Origin of the sequence: Mesorhizobium sp. (assembly GCF_004962245.1) — a bacterium.
Classification (GTDB): Bacteria; Pseudomonadota; Alphaproteobacteria; order Rhizobiales; family Rhizobiaceae; genus Mesorhizobium.
This window is the reverse complement of the sequence record NZ_SUHQ01000029.1, coordinates 57,745-74,650: the sequence shown is the minus strand read 5'-3', so window position 1 is coordinate 74,650 and position 16,906 is coordinate 57,745. Positions and strand designations below refer to the sequence as shown.

Here is a 16,906-nt window from a genome sequence, read left to right as displayed (position 1 = left end):
GCGTTGAGTAAGTTGCACCAATTGCCGTGACAAAATGGCATTTCGGGAGGGTATCCGTTGAGCGACTCCGGCCGCCAGCGCCAGATCGTCGAGTTGTTGCGGGATCGCCCCTTCGCCTCGGTGCGCGAGCTGCAGGAGCGGCTCGGCGTATCGGCTGCGACGGTGCGGCGCGACATCGACAAGATCGACGAGGCCGGCGAAGCACGGAAAGTCTATGGCGGCATCTCGGCGCTGGATGGCGCTTCACAGGCCGGTATCGCCTATGCCAGGCCCTACGACGAGAACCGCGATCTCGCGGTCGAGGCCAAGCGGCAGATCGCCGCTCTTGCGGCGACCATGGTGCGCGACGGCGACGCGGTCATCGTGCATGGCGGTTCAACCTGCTTCCATCTCGGCGTCAAGCTCGCCGACCGCAACATCCGGCTCTACACCAACTCGATGCCGCTCGCGGCCTACCTTAACGACCACGGCCATTGCAGCCTGACCGTTGCCGGCGGCGAACTGCACCGTGAGCCTGGCATCATCCATTCGCTCACCCAGGCCGTGCCCTTCTACGCGTCGAAGTTCTTTCTTGGCGCGCAAGGCATCGGCCAGGAAGGCGTGCTGGAATCGCATCCGCTGCTGGTCCGCTCCATCGTCGAACTTAGCCTATGCGCCGACCAGATCGTGGTGCTGGCCGACAGCCGCAAACTGTCGATACACGCGCGCAACGTCGCGCTGCCGCTGTCCCGCATCGGCACGCTGGTGACCGACGACGGCCTCTCCGATGCCGACGCACGCATGCTGGAAGACGCCGGCGTCGTGGTGCGGATCGCCTCTTCCTCGGGAGGCATCCCGTGAAGGTGGCCGTCCTCGACTTCGGCAAGACCAACTCGAAGCTGTTCGTCTTCGGTCAGGGCGGGCAGATTCTCGACGAGCGCCGGACCCGCCCGAACTGGACGCGCAAAGGCGGCTTCAGCGTGCTTGACGAGACAGCGCTTCACGACTGGGCGGCTCGCGCCGTCGGCGAAGCGGTCGACATCCATGGCATAGCGGGGCTGATGGTCTCGGGCCATGGCTGCACCTTCGCCTTGGTCGACGATGCGGCGCTGACGCATCCAATCCTCGACTACGAGCAGGAACCGCCGGCTGAGATTGCCGCGCAGATTGATCGCCGCGTTCCGGATTTTGCCGAGACCTTCTCGCCGCGTCTGCCGCTCGGCTTCAACTATGGTCGCCACATGCTGTGGCTGAAGGCGGTGCACCCCAGCGCTTTCGCTGCCGCGAAATCGATCCTCGGCTATCCGCAATATTGGAGCTGGCGCTTTGGCGGCCGGGCGGTATCGGAAGTGTCCTATCTCGGCTGCCACTCGCATCTGTGGGCGCCGCGCAGGCGTGATTTCAGCTCATTGGTCGACGCGGAGGGCTGGCGCGGCCAGATGCCTTCCTTCGAGCGTGCCGGCGCCGTCATCGGTGAGCAGCGTTTTGGCGACGGGGTGCAGCCGATCGCCATCCACAACGGCGTCCATGACAGCAATGCGGCGCTCCATGCCTATCGCAGGCAGGAGCTTGGGCCGGTAACCGTCGTCTCGACCGGCACCTGGGTGGTCGTGCTCAATCCGGACTGTCCGCTCGATGCCCTCGATCGCGACCGCGACATGCTGGTCAACGTCGATATCGATGGTGGCCCGGTGCCGACCATCCGCTTCATGGGCGGGCGCGAATTCGCGACGATCAGCTCCGGCTGGCAGGGCGCGATCGCCCGCTCCACGGCACAGCAGGTGATCGGCGCCGGCATCATGGCGCTGCCCAGCTTCGCGCCGGGCGGGCCAATGCCTGGCCATCCCGGCGAATTGATCGGGCGCACGCCCAACGCGGAGGAACGCGCGGCCGTGGCGCTGCTCTATGTCGCGCTGATGGTCGATCTGTGTCTCGACCTGATCCATTCGAACAACACCGTGATCGTCGATGGCGGGCTGAACAGTGGCGGCCTGCTCGCCAGCCTGCTGGCGCAGCTGCGTCCCGGCCAGGCCTTCATGCAGGGCGCCACGCTGGAGGGCAGCGCCACCGGAGCAGCGGCTCTGGCCTTCGAGAACGTCGGACGCGAATTTGCCGCGGAGGCGCCGGAGCCTGTTCATGCTTCGAGCTTCACCGGGCTTGCCGGCTACCGCGACAGCTGGCGCGGCCTCGCCGCCGACCGGGGCGTCGCCGGCGCAGCAGCCGGAGGCGTGCAATGACCGCCGCTGCCCGAATCGAGACGGCGCGCCAGCCGGTGCTGGAAATGCGGCACATCTCCAAGACATTCGGCCCGATCCGCGCCTTGCAGGATGTGTCGCTGACCGTCCACGCCGGCGAACTGCACGCGCTGATGGGCGAAAACGGCGCCGGCAAGTCGACACTGATGAAGGTGCTGTCCGGCGCCTATCGGCCCGATACCGGCGGCGAGATCCTGATCGACGGCATACCGGCCGCCACCGGCGACCCGATCAAGGCACGCGCCAACGGCATTGCCGTCATTTATCAGGAGTTGTCGCTGGCGCCCAACCTGACGGTTGCGCAGAACATCTTCCTCGGCAACGAGCCGAGACGGTTCGGCATCGTCGACCGTGACCAGTGCAACCGGCGCGCCAAGGAAATCATCGCGCGGCTCGGCGTCTCCTTCTCGGCGCGTGCCTCCGTCTCCAGCCTCTCGCTCGGCGAACGCCAGCTGGTCGAGATCGCTCGCGCGCTGTCGACCAGCGCGCGCATCATCGTCATGGACGAGCCGACCACCTCGCTGACCTCGCGCGAGACCGACCGGCTGTTCGAGGTCATTGCGACGCTGAAGTCGCAAGGCATCGCCATCATCTACATCAGCCACCGCATGGAAGAGGTCTATCAGCTTGCCGATCGCGTCAGCGTGCTGCGCGACAGCGGCTATGTCGGCACGCTCGACCGCGCCGACCTGAATGCCTCACGCCTCGTCTCGATGATGGTCGGCCGTGACCTGTCCGCCTTCTACAAGAAGGATCACCGCCCACCGGACGAAAAGCGCGCAATCGCGCTATCGGTGCGCAGCATGTCGGACGGCAATCTGTTGAAGGACTGCTCCTTCGACCTGCACAAGGGCGAAGTGCTGGCACTGGCGGGCCTGGTCGGCTCGGGCCGCACCGAGCTCGCGCGGCTGATCTTCGGCGCCGACAGGCACACATCAGGCACGCTGGAGCTCAACGGCAAGTCTGTATCCATCGGCTCGCCGCGCGAGGCGCTTGATGCCGGCATCGCCTACCTCACCGAGGACCGCAAGGAACTCGGCCTGTTCCTCGACATGTCGATTTCCGACAATATCAGCATGGGTGTGCTCGCAAAGGATGCGCGGGGCGGCGGTTTCCGCGACTTCGCGGCGGCCGAAAAGCGTGCCGCCAAGTCCGTTTCCGACCTCTCCATCCGCACTAGGTCGGTGCAGGCCAATGCCGGCTCGCTGTCGGGCGGCAACCAGCAGAAGGTGCTGCTCGCCCGTCTGCTCGAAACCGAGCCGCAGGTTCTCATCCTCGATGAGCCGACCCGTGGCGTCGATGTCGGGGCAAAGTCGGAAATCTACCGGCTGATCGACGATCTCGCCAAGAAGGGCATCGCCATCCTGATGATCTCCAGCGAACTGCCGGAGGTGATCGGCGTCGCCGACCGCGTGCTGGTGATGCGCGACGGCACAATATCAGGCGAAGTGACGGCATCCGAAGGCCAGCCGCTCAGTCAGGAAGCAATCATGGAACTTGCAACGGGAGCAGCCAAGGGATGACCGACAAGGCAACCGAGATGAGCGACCAGGCTGTCGGCAGGAGCCGGCGGCTGCACACCGCCTTCGCCGCGCTTGGCATGCTGCCGGTCCTGATTCTTTTGGCGGCCGGCTTCCAGTTCATGAATCCGCGCTTCCTCACCGAGACCAATCTTCTGATCGTCACGCAGCAGTCGTCGATCAACATCGTGCTTGCGGCCGGCATGACCTTCGTCATCCTCACCGGCGGCATCGACCTGTCCGTCGGCTCCATCCTTGCCGCCTCGGCGATGGTGGCGGTGATGGTGTCGCTGGTGCCCGAGTGGGGCATGCTCGGCGTGCCGGCGGCTATTCTGGTCGGCCTCGGCTTCGGCGTCATCAACGGGCTGCTCGTCGCCTATATCAGGCTGCCGCCCTTTATCGTCACGCTGGGTTCACTGACAGCCGTGCGCGGTGTTGCCCGCCTGCTCGGCCAGGACACGACGGTGTTCAACTCGGACCTGCCGTTCGACTTCATCGGCAACGGTTCGCTGTTCGGCATCCCCTGGCTGGTCATCATCGCTTTGTCGGTCGTGGTGCTGTCCTGGCTGGTGCTGAAGCGCACGGTGCTCGGCACCTGGATCTATGCTGTCGGCGGCAATGCCGAGGCCGCGCGCCTCACCGGCATCAAGGTGCCGCTGGTACTGCTCTTCGTCTACGGCGTTTCCGGCCTTCTGGCCGGCCTTGGCGGCGCCATGTCGGCGGCCCGGCTGTACGCGGCCAACGGGCTGCAGCTTGGGCAGTCCTACGAACTCGACGCCATTGCTGCTGTCATTCTCGGCGGCACTAGCTTCGTCGGCGGCGTCGGCTCGATCTGGGGCACGCTGATCGGCGGGCTGATCATAGCGGTGCTCTCCAACGGACTCATCTTGGCCGGTGTTTCGGACATCTGGCAGTACATCATCAAGGGATTGGTCATCATCGTGGCGGTCGCCCTCGACCGCTACAGGCTCCAGGCAGGAGCAAGAACGTGATTGACCTTAGTCGCCGGCGTCAACGACCCGGTTTCATGTGTAACGCACCGTGAGAGGCGCGGGGCATCAGGAGGAAAACAATGAAGACCATCGCTAAACTGCTCTGCGGCGTTGCCCTCGCGGCCGTCGCCATCGCACCGGCTGCGGCCAAGGATCTGAACAAGGTCGGCATCTCGGTCGGCCTTCTCGGCAACCCCTTCTTCGTCGCCACCATCAAGGGCATCGAGGACGCGGCCAAGAAGATCAATCCCAATGTCGAAGTGACGTCGGTGTCGGCCGACTACGACCTCAACAAGCAGGTCTCGCAGGTCGACTCCTTCATCGCGGCCGGCGTCGACGTGATCATGCTCAACGCCGTCGATGCCAAGGCGATCGCGCCGGCGGTGAAGAAGGCGCAGGCGGCGGGCATCGTGGTTGCCGCGTTCGACGTTTCGGCGCCGGGCGCCGACGTCACCGTGATGACCAACAACGTCAAGGCCGGCGAAGCGGCCTGTCAGTATCTGGTCGACCAGACCGGCGGCACGGGTGACTATGTCATCCTGAACGGCCCGGCATCGTCGTCGATCCTGGAGCGGGTCAAGGGCTGCAAAGACGTCCTGGCAAAACACCCCGACATAAAGATCCTCTCCGACGACCAGAATGCCGAAGGCTCGCGCGACGGCGGCCTGAAGGTGTTCCAGTCGCTGCTGACCCGCTTCGACAAGATCGATGCCGTGTTCGCCATCAACGATCCGACGGCGATCGGTGCCCAGCTTGCGGCCAAGCAGCTCAACCGCTCGGAGTTCATCTTCACCGCGGTCGACGGCGCGCCGGACATCGAGAAGGAACTTGCGTCCGGTACGTCGATGATCAAGGCTTCGGCCTCGCAGGACCCCTATGTGATGGCTGGTCAGTCGCTGCAGATGGCAGCCGAAGTGCTCGCCGGCAAGAAGCCGGCCGAAGCGACGGTGCTGCTCGATCCGCAGCTGATCACGGCCGAGAATCTGAAGGACTACAAGGGTTGGACCGCGGCCCGCTAAGCCTCCAAGGCTGGTGCGGCCGGGATGACCGGCCGCACCGCTTTTTGTCTAAGCAACGGATTCTCCCGAGACTGGTTTCCATTTTTGGGTCCGATGCTCCCGCGTAACCGGAGACGATCATGTCGCGTATTGGAATTCATTCTTTCGTCTGGTCGGCGAGCTCGGCGCAAGGCGACCTCGAACGGACGCTGGCCAACACTAGGGAGGCCGGCTTCGACCTGATCGAATTCTCCTATCTCGACCCTGCCAATGTCGATGTTGGCGGGCTGGCCAAGCGCATCGCCGACCTCGATCTCGGCGTGGCGATCAGCATCGGGCTGCCGGCCGACGGCGACATTTCAAGCGCCGACAAGACGATTGCCGCGCACGGCGTCGAAATCCTCAACAACACGATCGCACTCACCCGTGATCTCGGCGGCCGGAAGGTCGCCGGCATCCTCAGCACCAGCCATGGATTGCAGACCGAGGCGCCGACGCGCGATCAATGGAACCGCAGTGCAGGCACGCTTGCCAAAGTCGCGGAGGCGGCCAAGGCCGCCGGCGTCACGCTCAACCTCGAGATCGTCAACCGCTTCGAAAGCAATCTGCTCAACACCGCCGCGCAAGGCCTGGCCTTCATCAAGGACACCGGCTCCGACAACATCTTCCTGCATCTCGACACCTTCCATATGAACATCGAGGAGGCCGATGTCGGACTGGCCATCCGCCATGCCGCTGACAAGATCGGCTATGTCCATATCGGCGAGAGCCATCGCGGCTTCCTCGGCACCGGCAACATCGACTTCGCTGCGATCTTCGATGCGCTGACCGCAATCGGCTATAGCGACGACCTCAGCTTCGAATCCTTCTCGTCTGAGATCGTCGACGAGAAGCTGTCGAAGAAAACCGCCATCTGGCGCAATCTGTGGACCGACAACATGGAGCTGGCCCGGCATGCGCGCCGTTTCATCGCCATCGGGCTGGAGACAGCGCAGCGCAAGGCCGAGCTTGTTTCATCAAGCCATCAGCCTTAGCACCACCCGACACTGACCGGGCGTGGCGCTAGATTGGAACCGCGGCCAGATCGATCTCGGTAATATGCCAGCGACCAAGGTTGGCGGTATAGAGTTTGTTACCCTTGAACGCGATATTGGTGGGATGCGCGAGCGTCGTCGCCGCCCGATCCTCGATCAGCACTTCGAGGCCTCTGTCTCGGCGCCAGCGATAAATCCGGCTTGGCTCGTAGCATGAGATGAAAAGCGAACCGTCGGGGGCAAAAGCCAATCCGTCCGGGACGTTGTCCACGCCCTCGACGACGACCTGCCGAGCCTCCGCCGCGCCGTCAGCGCCGATCGGCACATAGCTGATGCACGCCGCGTTGCTTTCCACCACATAGAGCCCGCTGCCGTCCGGTGCCATCGCCATGCCGTTGGCGAAGGCCATGGTTTCAACGCACCACAGGCCGCCGTCGCCCGTCTTGAGATCGTAGCGGAAGATGCCGGAGCGGTTGTCTTCGCCAACGCTGTCGGAAACGTAGAGCCAGCCTCTTGCCTCGTCGACGACCGGATAGTTCGGCACGCGGATGCCAGCCGAGGCGAAGCACTCCATAAGACCCGTCCCCGCATTCCAGCGAAAGATCGCCGAATGCTTCAAATCGCAGGCAAAGCAGTTCCCGGCGCTGTCGAATGCGATGCCGAGCAGAAAGCCTTCCGTGCCACCCATGCGTTCGACCGAGCCGCCATCGGCGGCCAGCCGCAAGAGATCGCCGGTTTCGGTGCCGCACCAGATGGACCCGTCGCGGTGGATCGCCACACCCTCCGGATGCGCGACACGCGGAGTGGTGAAGATGCCGTCGAAGAAGATCCTCGCGGCGGAGATTTCGAGCAGCGGCTTTGCCATGCAACCTCCCTTCAACTTCTCGCCATACGCAACCCCTGCTGGGCGGCGATGCAGCGCTCGACCATGACGCGGTCGGCGGCGAGAATCTCGGCGATGAGCGCGCCACGCTCCTTGGCGCTGACGAATTCCAGTCGGCGCAGACCGAGGGGATCGATCCGGTTTCGCAGGACATCCATCATATCGTTCGAGGGGAGCGAAATTTTCCGGCAATCGGCATCGAATGACACAGAAAAGCCGGTGGCATCGCGGATCTGCTGGTGCGTGATATCAGGCATGGTTTCGATGACAATCAGTTCCCGGCTCGATCGGTCGAGCCGAAAGACGCAAAGATCGGTGAACACAAGCGCCTCACCGATCCGATAGCCCATCGGCTCGCGTTCGGCCTGCGTCAGCAGTCCACGCGCCGAACTGGCGATCTCGACCGTCTCGACCAGCGACTGCGCCGAATGGCGGGGAACGTAGAGCAGATAGTCGCGATGCATGTTGGCGACATCGGCCATGCCGCCCTGCCCCGGTAGCCGGATCAGGCCGCCGTCGCGCTTGCGCAGCGCGATGGTGTTGACGCGGCCGCGTCGATCGACCTGCGCGGCGCCGACGATCTCGTGGGTCACCGCGCCGGCCTGATAGTAAGTCGAATAGGTGTCGTCGCCCCCGGCATGCGCCACCGCCGTCTCACAATCGAGACTTTCAATCAGCGACAGGATCATTGGGCTCGGCGCGATGTCGAGGTGGCCGCAACTCATCGTCGCGATGATCATGTCCGGCGCGTGCGTCGCCTTTGCCAGCCGGTAGGCGACGTTGGCCAGCGGCGACACCGCGCCGGCGCTGGCAAAGCTCTCATTGTCGAGTTCGGCGGCGATGCGGGCGGCAATGATCTCGTCGACGGACGCTTTCTCTTCGCCCTGCGCGAGCCCGGGCATTGCGATCACCGTTTCGGTGCGGACCTGCGCGGCTTTTTGAACCGGCTCCGGCACGCCTTCGGAAGGCAGGCTCAGAGTATCTACCAAAGAGGTTTCCCTAGCCGCGAAGACCCCCGACAACGCTTGATAGTCGGTCACATAGAATGGCAGGCAGGAGGCCGGATACGCGCCACCCGGCGCCAGCGCTATGGCCGAAACCTGATTGCGTGTGAGGAGGCTCTGGCGGCCGTCATGCCGCAGCGTCCCGACCGGGACGATTTCCTCGACCGTGACCAGCACTTGGCGCGCCGCGCCGGCCATGGCGAAGTCCAGCGCCCTTGGCCCGAGGATCTGGACATTGCCGCTCTCGTCGGCGCGCTGGGCGTGAACGACAAAAGTGTCGAGCCGCAAGGCCGGGATCATGCCGGTCGTGGTTCCCTCGATCGGATCTGGCGCGGAGATCGCGCCCGGCACGCGCGCCAGCATGTCCGATCCCTGCGGAAGCTGGAACGGCATTGACGGCAGGTTCTGTTGCGCCGCCCGCAACGCCTGGATCATCGCCAGCGCCGTCCAATCGCGGACTGGAACGGCATTCGTCTCGGCAGCCGCGCGGAACCGCGGCGGAAGGCCGAAAATATCCAGGCTGGAAAAGCAGAGGTCGATTTCCGCCACCGCATCCGCTTCGAGCAGCAGTTCGAGCGGCAACCCGCCGGCCCAGCAGACGTAGCGCAAATCCTTGACGTCCGAGCGGGCGATGGCGCGCAGCAAGGCGATCGGCAGCCGGGCGAAATGGTGGCCGCCGACGCCGAAGACGTCGCCGCTTCCGACCATCGCGGCCAGCCCGTCGACATCGGTGAAGCGCGGCCGGTTCGATTTGACCAGGGAGGTTGTCACACGATCTTTCACAGGGCGGATGCCTCGATACGATAGCGGGTCACGAACGGCCGGTCAGGTGAGAACTCCAGCGCCGTTGCAATACCCGACCGCGCGATGGGATTGTCCGCCAGCGCGGTCACAGGCCCGAGCCCGAAAGGTGAGCAGATCGGTTCGATGCCGATGGCGACATGGCGGCCGTTCCATGGTTCTGCCTTGCGGCCGCGATTGGAGTACCAGAGCAGCAGGCTCGGGAAATGCTCCTTCTGCCAGGATAGTTTCACCCGGTAGCCTTCCGAATGGTTGGCCAGCGATGCTGTGCCATCGAGCCCGTCTATCTGAAGAAGTTCCTCCGTCTCGGCCGCCAAAGGCAGGCGCGACGCGTCGACCAGGCCACCAGCGCGTGCTGGCACGCTGGTCAGATCGGCAAAGGTCGTATTCCCCGTAAACAGCGCCGCGCCCGGCTCCACGTCGTTCGGATAGGTGCGGCCATGGTCGAACGCGCCAAGCTCCAGCGCGGCAGCGCCGGTCTGCGTCGGCAGGCGGAACACGGGGTGCAAGCCGATCGGCAGGCGGCAGGCACGGCGAACGATGACCCTGAATTCGATGTCGATGGCAGGCGCCGACGGGTCGGGCGTCACCGTCCGCTCGACATGCGCGACCGGGCTCGAAGTCGGGTAGTCGAGCGTCAGAGATAGCGACCGACCGTCACTGTCTCGCCAATCCCACGCATGGTTGGAACTATGGCCATGGATTTCCTCGTCGGGCTCCGGCGGCCCCATGATCCGCGACCAATTCTCGGGCCATCCCTCCGTCGGCACCGAATAACCGAAAGGCACGCAAGGCCATTCGCCACGCAGCTTGCGCAGAATGCCCGGCAACGCTTCCGACCCCGGCTCGCCGGCCCAGGGCGCGACATGCATCGGCGAAACCTGCCGGCCGTCGGCAAGCACGAAAGTCACTGGCGCGAGCATCGCGCCGAGCCGCTGGACGGTCAACGCGCCATGCGCCCAGCCCAGTCCGCGATAGTCGTCGCCAGTCTTCATGACACGGGCTTCTTCATGACCCGGCCTTCTTCGCCCGCGCTCCGCTCTTCTCGGCGAACGCCTTCACCCGTTGCTGGCCGGTCTCGCTGCGATAGAGCCCGCCCAGAATGTCGCGTTCCATGGCAAGGCCGTCGGCCAGGCGGCCTGACACAGCATGTGCTGTCAGCGCTTTCAGTCCCTCGATCGCTGCGGCCGGTTCGGCAGCGATCATCCCGGCGAGCTCCAGCGCCCGCGGCATCAGCCTTTCGACATCGACGACCTCGTTGACCAGGCCGGCGTCGATGAATTCGGAAGCCGGCACAATGGCGCCGGTCATCAGCAGGAGATTGGCGCGGTTGCGGCCGAGTTTTTGGACGCTGCGCTGTGTGCCGCCGCCGCCGGGGATCAGCCCGAGCTTGATCTCCGGCAGGCCAAGTTTCGCATATTGGTTGGCGATCACGATGTCGCAGCACAGCACCAGCTCCATGCCGCCACCTAGCGCAAAGCCGTTGACCGCCGCGATCACCGGCTTGCGGTTGTTCTCGATCGCCGCATACATGCGCGTGCCGGCGGCCTGGAAGGCGTCGAACTCGGCAGCAGTCTGGGCGGCATATTCCTTGATGTCGGCGCCAGCCATGAAACCGCGCCCCTCGCCGGTCACCACGATCGCACCGACGCCCGCGGCCCCGGACAGCGCCTCGAAGGCTCCGGTGATCTCGCCTTGCATCAGCCGGTTCATGGCGTTGAGCTGGTCGGCGCGCCGGAAGGTGACGACGGCGACGCGGCCCGAGGTCTCGACCGTAAGTGTCTGGTAGGCTGGCATCTCAGGCAGCGTCCACGGTCATGTCGCCGGACGCTTCGAGCGCGGCGATCTCGTCTTTGGAGAGGCCGAACTCGGCCAGGATCTCGCGACCATGCTGGCCGACCAGCGGCGCGGGCCTTTCGATGCTTGCGGGCGTCTCGCTCATTTTGACTGCCGGCGCGACCACCCTGACCTTGCCGCCACGCGGATGATCGTAGCTGGTGATCATGCCCATGTGTTCGACCTGCGGGTCCTCGGCCGCGCGGCGAATATCCTTCACCTCGGCGCACCAGATGTCGACTGCGAGCAGCCGTTCCAGCAGATCCTGCGTGGCAAATTTCCTGGTCTCGGCGTTGACCTTTTCGAACACCTCGTCACGCTTGTCGAACAAGGTCTTCAGATCGTCGTAGACGGCAAGCTGCGGCGCCTCCAACGTCTCATACAGCGTCTTGAACGGGCTCATGGCGATCGACACGTAGCCGCCGTCCTTCGTTTCGTAGATGCCGAACGGCGCCTGCATGCCGGGATGGCCGATGCCGGAATTCGGGCGCACGAAATCCTCGCCGAGATTGAGCACGGCGACATATTCCTGGTTGAGATGCGCGAGCAGGCCGGCCAGCAGGTTGACCTCGATCTTCTGGCCCTTGCCTGTTTTCTCGCGATAGTAAAGCGCCGACAATATGCCGTAGACCATGTTCATCGCGCCGATCTGGTCGGCGAGACCGGCACCCGCCGGAACAGGTGCCTGATCGCCGCGGCCGGTGTTGGAAATCAGCCCGGACAGCCCCTGGATCAGCATGTCCTGGCCGGGACGCTCGACATAGGGACCTTCCTCGCCATAGCCGGAGCCCGAGCAATAGATGATGCCGGGATTGACTGCCTTGAAGTCCTCGTAGCCATAGCCGAGCTTGGCCAGAACGCCGGGGCGAAAATTCTGCACCACGACGTCGGCTTTCCTGGCCATGTCCATGACGATCGCATGCACCTTGCGGCTCTTCAAATTGAGCGCGATGGAGCGCTTGTTGCGGTTCCAGGCGAGGAAGTTCGGGCTCTCGGAACCGCCGATCCATTTGGCGAAGAAGGTCATGCTGCGGAACATGTCACCGGCGCCGGCGCGCTCGATCTTGATGACGTCGGCGCCCATGTCGCCGAGCAGCTGCGTGGCGAACGGCCCCTGCAGCAGATGGCTGAAATCAAGAATGCGGACGCCTTCGAGGGCCTTGTTCATTTTATGTCTCGTTTCGTGTTGTCAAAGCAGATCGGGAACATAGCGTGGCGCGGCGGTGAGCCCACCGTCGACGCGCAGGTCGGTGCCGGTGGTGAAGCCGGCGGCATCCGAAGCCAGGTAGACTGCGGCTTCGGCCACTTCGGAAGGCTCGCCGATGCGGCCGAGTGGATGCATCTTCACCCAGGCTTTGGCGAGATTACCGCCGATCTCCCTGACCAATTTGTCGTTCATCGGCGTGTTGATGGCGCCCGGCGAGATCGAGTTGACGCGGATGTTGAGCGGGCCGAACTCGACCGCCATCTGGCGTGTCATCGCCATCACCGCGCCCTTGGCGCCGGCATAGGCGGTCCAGCCGTCGAGCCCGATATGCCCCTGCGCCGAGGCCATATTGATGATCGAGCCCGATTTCTGCGCGATCATGTGCGGCAACGCGTATTTGCAGCCACGGAAGACGCTGGTCAGGTTGACCGCGATCAGGCGATGCCATTGCTCTTCGGTCATCTCGTGGACCGGCATGCCACCGATGGCGATGGCGGCGTTGTTGACCATCACGTCGAGATGGCCGGTCTTGCTGACGGCGGTAGCAATGACGTTGGCAATGTCGGCCTCTTTCGACACGTCGCAATGCACATAGTCGGCTTTGTGGCCGGCAGCGCGCAGTTCCGCTGCGAAGTGTTCACCCCTGTCGTCGGCGATGTCGCTTAGGAAGACATGCGCGCCTTCCCTTGCCATCGCCGCCGCGATCGCATGGCCGATGCCATCGGCAGCGCCTGTGATGATTGCGGTTTCGCCCTTGAGACGATCCATATCAGCCTCCAATGATGCGCCGGCGCTTCGCTTCGTCGAAAGCGACCGCGGCTATGATGATCATGCCGGTGATGACCAGCTGCCACTCGGTCGGCAGGCCGAGCCCGCGCAGCCCGTTGGACAGGAACTGCAGGATCAGCACACCAAGCGCCATGCCGGTCAGGCTGCCGATGCCGCCGGCAAGGCTCACCCCGCCGAGCACGGTGGCGGCAACGACCTGGAACTCGAAATTCAGTCCCGCCGTATGCTGCGCCGAGCCGACGCGGGCCGCCAGGATGATGCCGGCAACCGTCGCCAGCAGCGCGCTGATGATGAAGCAGATGAACTTGACGCGTCGCACGTCATAGCCGGCGAGCCGTGCCACCTCCGGATTTCCGCCGACGGCATAGATCTGCCGCCCGAATGGCCGGTGCTGCATCATGTAGGCGAAGGCGGCGAGCAGGACGATCGCAATCACCGCCGAATAGGGAACGACATTGAACAGGCGGCCATCCGACAGCGCGATGAAGCTGTCGAGGGCGGCATCGTCTGGGATCGCGCGCTGGCCGGTATAAAGATACACCCCGCCGCGCATGACGAACATCGTGCCCAGGGTCACGATCAGCGAGTTGATGCCGGCATAGGCTGTGAGATAGCCATTCACCACACCGATGGTCAGCCCGAACAGCAGCGCGCCACCGACGCCGAGCGCAAGCGAGTTCGTGTCGTTCATGATGATGATCAGCGGCAGGGCGATGGTCGCCAGCAGCGACCCGATCGAAATGTCGACCTCGCCGGACATGAAGACGATGGCGCAACCGATGCCGGCCGTCAGTGCGAGGGACGCCTGCCCGAGCACGTTGGTCATGTTGCGCACGGAGAAGAAATTCTCCGCGGTGAAGGAAAAGAATGTGATCACGAGAATGAGACAGAGGAGCAGCGCCAGTTCCTGCCGCGCGAAGAGCCGCGCCAGCATGGACGGCCCTTCTTTCATGGTATCGGTGCTTGCAAGACTCATCGCTTGCTCCCTTGGAAGGCGCCGGCCGAACGACGGCGAATGCTGCCGTGGAGCATCATCGTCTCATCCGATCGCTGCATTGAGGATTTTCTCCTGCGTGGCCTCGTCGCGGGACATGATCGCGGTGAGGCGACCTTCGCACATCACCGCGACACGATCGGCAAGGCCCAGCAGCTCGGGCATTTCCGACGTCATCATGACCACCGCCAGGCCTTCGCCGGCCAACCGGTCGATGAGCGCGAAGATCTCCGACTTGGCACCGACATCGATACCGCGGGTCGGCTCGTCGACCACGATCACTTTCAGGCCCCGCATCAGCCAGCGCGAAATCAGCACCTTCTGCTGATTGCCGCCGGACAGATTCTTGATCTGCTGGAACAGGCTGGGTGTCTTGATACGAAAGCGGTCGACATAATCCTGCACCGCCTTGCGTTCCCTGGCCTTGTCGATGAAGCCCATTCTGGCGAAGGCGCCGAGCGAGGCGAGGCTGGCATTCTGGTACACCGGCAATTCGCCCATCAGCCCTTCACTCTTGCGATCCTCGGTGAGCAGGCCGATGCCGAGCCGGACGCCGGTGTGCGTGTCGTGCGGCATCAGGTGACGACCGTCGACGGAAATCGTGCCGGAGATGATCGGATCGAAGCCGACAACCGCCTTGGCAAGCTCGGTTCGGCCCGCCCCCATCAAGCCGAAGAAGCCGAGGACTTCGCCGGCGTTCGCCTCGAAGGACACGTCCTTCAGCTTCTTCGCCGTGCTGAGCCCCTGCACGGAAAGGGCGACCTTGCTGCCCGGCGCGCCGCGCTTGCGGGGAAACAGGCTTTCGATGCGCCGGCCAATCATGTCCTGGATTAGCGTGTCGTTGGTGTGCTCGCCGATCGGTCTGGTCGAGACATGCCGGCCGTCGCGCAGAACAGTGACCGTGTCGGCAATCTCGAAAACCTCGTCGAGCTTGTGGCTGACATAAAGCACTGCGATGCCGAGCGCGGCCAGCCGGCGGATGACGGTGAACGGCAGCGAAATCTCATTCGGCGTCAGCGACGACGTCGGCTCGTCCATCACCACGACGCGGGCTTCATGGGCGAGCGCGCGAGCGATCTCGACCATCTGCTGCTGGCTGACCGGCAGCGATCCCGTCCGCGCTGCCGGATCGACGTTGAAGCCGATGCGGTTGAACAGCGCGGCGGAATCCGCGCGGATCTTTTTCCAGTCGATCGAACCGCCCTTGCCGGTCGGATAGCCTTCGAGGAAGATGTTCTCGGCGACCGTGAATTCGGAGATCAGCGCGATCTCCTGGAACACCACTTTGATGCCCTCTTTCAGGCTGTCGCGCGGCGACCTGATGTCGAGCTCGCGTCCGCGCATGCGGATGGTGCCGGCATCCTTGCCGTAGACCCCGGCCATGATCTTGATGAGCGTCGACTTGCCGGCGCCGTTCTCGCCCATCAAGGCGTGGATCTTGCCGGGCTCCAGGGTGAGATCGACATTGTCCAGTGCCACCACGCCCGGAAAGCGCTTGTCGATGCCGCGCATCTCAATCGCCGGCACGCCTGTGTCGACGGCCGCGCCTTCGCCGGGATAAAGGAAATCAACGGACATTGGCTCTGTTCCGGATGATGTCGAGATAGGTGGCCAGAATGATGACGACGCCGGGCACCACCATCTGCAGATCCTGGTTCCAGCCGAGAATGATGATGCCGTTGTCGATGACCTTCAACACCAGCACGCCGAGCAGCGTGCCGAACAGCGAACCGCGCCCGCCGAGCAGGCTGGTGCCGCCGAGGATGACGGCGGCGATCACCGTCAGCTCGAAGCCGCGCCCGGCGGTCGGCTGGCCTGCATTCATCAGCGACGACAGGATCATGCCGGCGACCCCGACGCACAGACCGGTGACGACGAAGGCAAACAGCTTCAGGCGTTCCGAGCGCACGCCGGAAAGACGAACCGCACGCTCATTGGCGCCGACCGCATAGAGATAGCGGCCAAGCGTGGTGAAGCGCAGCGTCACGGCTGCGATGGCGAAGATGACCACAGCGATGACCACGGGCAGCGGGATCGCGCCGATATAGCCGGCACCCAGATCGGTGAAGCTGATGAGGCGGTGGTGGTTCTGCACGGCCTCGCGGGTGAACAGGTAGACGCCGCCCTGCAGCATCATCATCGTGCCGATGGTGGCGATCAGCGAGTTCACCTTGAGCCTGGTGACGACCAGCCCGTTGAACAGGCCGACCCCGCCGGCAAAGGCAAACGCCGCCAGCATGCCAAGTGCGAGGCTGTGCGTCGAATTGAGGACGGCCATGCCGATACAGCCGACAAAGGCGAGCGACGCCCCGACAGAGAGATCGACTTCAGCGGTGATGATCAGCATGGTCATGCCCGAGGCGACGATCAGCACCAGCGCGCACTGGCGCAGGATGGCGATGATATTGGCCTCGGAATAGAACTGTGGCGCCGCCAACGAGATGGCGATGCAGAGCACGGCCAGGATGATCCCCAGCACGAGTTGGCTGCTGCCCAACAGCTGACCGCCGACAGAACGTCTGGGCGCGGAGGATTGCGTAAGCTCGCTCATTTCCGTCCATTTCCGATCCGCATCGACTGCCATCGCCATTCGAAACCAGCCGGCTCGAAACCC

Annotated in this window: 15 protein-coding genes; 6 read left to right on the top strand and 9 right to left on the bottom strand. The window is 64.1% G+C overall.

The genetic code is table 11. The features are described from left to right. The first annotated feature begins 57 nt into the window (after window positions 1-57). The 6 genes from E5X88_RS26335 (at window position 58) to E5X88_RS26310 (ending at window position 6,778) form a co-directional block, all read left to right on the top strand. A complete protein-coding gene (locus E5X88_RS26335; protein WP_292166430.1) occupies window positions 58-840 on the top strand; it encodes a DeoR/GlpR family DNA-binding transcription regulator in 783 nt (260 codons plus the stop codon). Then, window positions 837-2,216, top strand: coding sequence for a carbohydrate kinase (locus E5X88_RS26330; RefSeq protein WP_292166428.1), 1,380 nt, complete (start codon window positions 837-839; stop codon window positions 2,214-2,216). Before E5X88_RS26335 ends, E5X88_RS26330 begins: the two co-directional genes overlap by 4 nt. Further along, window positions 2,213-3,757 (top strand): sugar ABC transporter ATP-binding protein, encoded by a 1,545-nt coding sequence (locus E5X88_RS26325; RefSeq protein WP_292166426.1) that lies wholly within the window; start codon window positions 2,213-2,215, stop codon window positions 3,755-3,757. The genes E5X88_RS26330 and E5X88_RS26325 overlap by 4 nt, the downstream gene beginning before the upstream one ends. Further along, entirely contained in the window at window positions 3,754-4,746 is a 993-nt protein-coding gene (locus tag E5X88_RS26320) for a ribose ABC transporter permease (protein ID WP_292166424.1), read from the top strand. Before E5X88_RS26325 ends, E5X88_RS26320 begins: the two co-directional genes overlap by 4 nt. Before the next feature lie 80 nt (window positions 4,747-4,826). Continuing rightward, window positions 4,827-5,765, top strand: a complete 939-nt coding sequence (locus E5X88_RS26315; RefSeq protein WP_292166423.1) for an ABC transporter substrate-binding protein — start codon at window positions 4,827-4,829, stop codon at window positions 5,763-5,765. A gap of 119 nt (window positions 5,766-5,884) precedes the next feature. Beyond that, entirely contained in the window at window positions 5,885-6,778 is an 894-nt protein-coding gene (locus E5X88_RS26310; protein ID WP_292166421.1) for a sugar phosphate isomerase/epimerase, read from the top strand. Window positions 6,779-6,806: 28 nt separating this feature from the next. On the opposite strand, the gene E5X88_RS26305 is transcribed toward E5X88_RS26310, so the two are convergent. From E5X88_RS26305 to E5X88_RS26265, 9 genes are all read right to left on the bottom strand, one after another. Further along, the gene (locus tag E5X88_RS26305; RefSeq protein WP_292166419.1) at window positions 6,807-7,643 is read right to left on the bottom strand and encodes an SMP-30/gluconolactonase/LRE family protein; all 837 of its coding nucleotides are present in this window, start codon (window positions 7,641-7,643) and stop codon (window positions 6,807-6,809) included. An 11-nt stretch (window positions 7,644-7,654) separates the two neighbouring features. Further along, complete coding sequence (locus tag E5X88_RS26300) at window positions 7,655-9,436, bottom strand: CoA-transferase (protein WP_292166418.1); 1,782 nt, start codon at window positions 9,434-9,436, stop codon at window positions 7,655-7,657. A gap of 8 nt (window positions 9,437-9,444) precedes the next feature. Further along, a complete protein-coding gene (locus E5X88_RS26295; RefSeq protein WP_292166416.1) occupies window positions 9,445-10,461 on the bottom strand; it encodes a hypothetical protein in 1,017 nt (338 codons plus the stop codon). 13 nt (window positions 10,462-10,474) lie between these two features. Beyond that, complete coding sequence (locus E5X88_RS26290; RefSeq protein ID WP_292166415.1) at window positions 10,475-11,263, bottom strand: enoyl-CoA hydratase/isomerase family protein; 789 nt, start codon at window positions 11,261-11,263, stop codon at window positions 10,475-10,477. Between the two features lies 1 nt (window position 11,264). Next, window positions 11,265-12,470, bottom strand: coding sequence for a CaiB/BaiF CoA-transferase family protein (locus tag E5X88_RS26285; RefSeq protein WP_292166413.1), 1,206 nt, complete (start codon window positions 12,468-12,470; stop codon window positions 11,265-11,267). 21 nt (window positions 12,471-12,491) lie between these two features. Continuing rightward, window positions 12,492-13,277: an SDR family NAD(P)-dependent oxidoreductase gene (locus E5X88_RS26280; RefSeq protein ID WP_292166410.1), complete on the bottom strand. Its 786-nt coding sequence runs from the start codon at window positions 13,275-13,277 to the stop codon at window positions 12,492-12,494. A 1-nt stretch (window position 13,278) separates the two neighbouring features. Next, window positions 13,279-14,274 (bottom strand): ABC transporter permease, encoded by a 996-nt coding sequence (locus E5X88_RS26275; protein ID WP_292166408.1) that lies wholly within the window; start codon window positions 14,272-14,274, stop codon window positions 13,279-13,281. Between the two features lie 63 nt (window positions 14,275-14,337). Then, window positions 14,338-15,870, bottom strand: coding sequence for a sugar ABC transporter ATP-binding protein (locus tag E5X88_RS26270; protein ID WP_292166407.1), 1,533 nt, complete (start codon window positions 15,868-15,870; stop codon window positions 14,338-14,340). Then, window positions 15,860-16,843 carry an ABC transporter permease gene (locus E5X88_RS26265; RefSeq protein ID WP_292166405.1) on the bottom strand — a complete coding sequence of 328 codons (984 nt, stop codon included), beginning with the start codon at window positions 16,841-16,843 and terminating at the stop codon, window positions 15,860-15,862. The genes E5X88_RS26270 and E5X88_RS26265 overlap by 11 nt, the downstream gene beginning before the upstream one ends. Window positions 16,844-16,906 lie beyond the last annotated feature (63 nt).

Bases quoted from the DNA above. Each gene is read 5' to 3' on its own strand.
- E5X88_RS26325 (WP_292166426.1), top strand. From the start codon at position 2,213: ATGACCGCCGCTGCCCGAATCGAGACGGCGCGCCAGCCGGTGCTGGAA.
- E5X88_RS26320 (WP_292166424.1), top strand. From the start codon at position 3,754: ATGACCGACAAGGCAACCGAGATGAGCGACCAGGCTGTCGGCAGGAGC.
- E5X88_RS26315 (WP_292166423.1), top strand. From the start codon at position 4,827: ATGAAGACCATCGCTAAACTGCTCTGCGGCGTTGCCCTCGCGGCCGTC.
- E5X88_RS26310 (WP_292166421.1), top strand. From the start codon at position 5,885: ATGTCGCGTATTGGAATTCATTCTTTCGTCTGGTCGGCGAGCTCGGCG.
- E5X88_RS26305 (WP_292166419.1), bottom strand. From the start codon at position 7,643: ATGGCAAAGCCGCTGCTCGAAATCTCCGCCGCGAGGATCTTCTTCGAC.
- E5X88_RS26295 (WP_292166416.1), bottom strand. From the start codon at position 10,461: ATGAAGACTGGCGACGACTATCGCGGACTGGGCTGGGCGCATGGCGCG.
- E5X88_RS26290 (WP_292166415.1), bottom strand. From the start codon at position 11,263: ATGCCAGCCTACCAGACACTTACGGTCGAGACCTCGGGCCGCGTCGCC.
- E5X88_RS26285 (WP_292166413.1), bottom strand. From the start codon at position 12,470: ATGAACAAGGCCCTCGAAGGCGTCCGCATTCTTGATTTCAGCCATCTG.
- E5X88_RS26280 (WP_292166410.1), bottom strand. From the start codon at position 13,277: ATGGATCGTCTCAAGGGCGAAACCGCAATCATCACAGGCGCTGCCGAT.
- E5X88_RS26275 (WP_292166408.1), bottom strand. From the start codon at position 14,274: ATGAGTCTTGCAAGCACCGATACCATGAAAGAAGGGCCGTCCATGCTG.
- E5X88_RS26270 (WP_292166407.1), bottom strand. From the start codon at position 15,870: ATGTCCGTTGATTTCCTTTATCCCGGCGAAGGCGCGGCCGTCGACACA.
- E5X88_RS26265 (WP_292166405.1), bottom strand. From the start codon at position 16,843: ATGAGCGAGCTTACGCAATCCTCCGCGCCCAGACGTTCTGTCGGCGGT.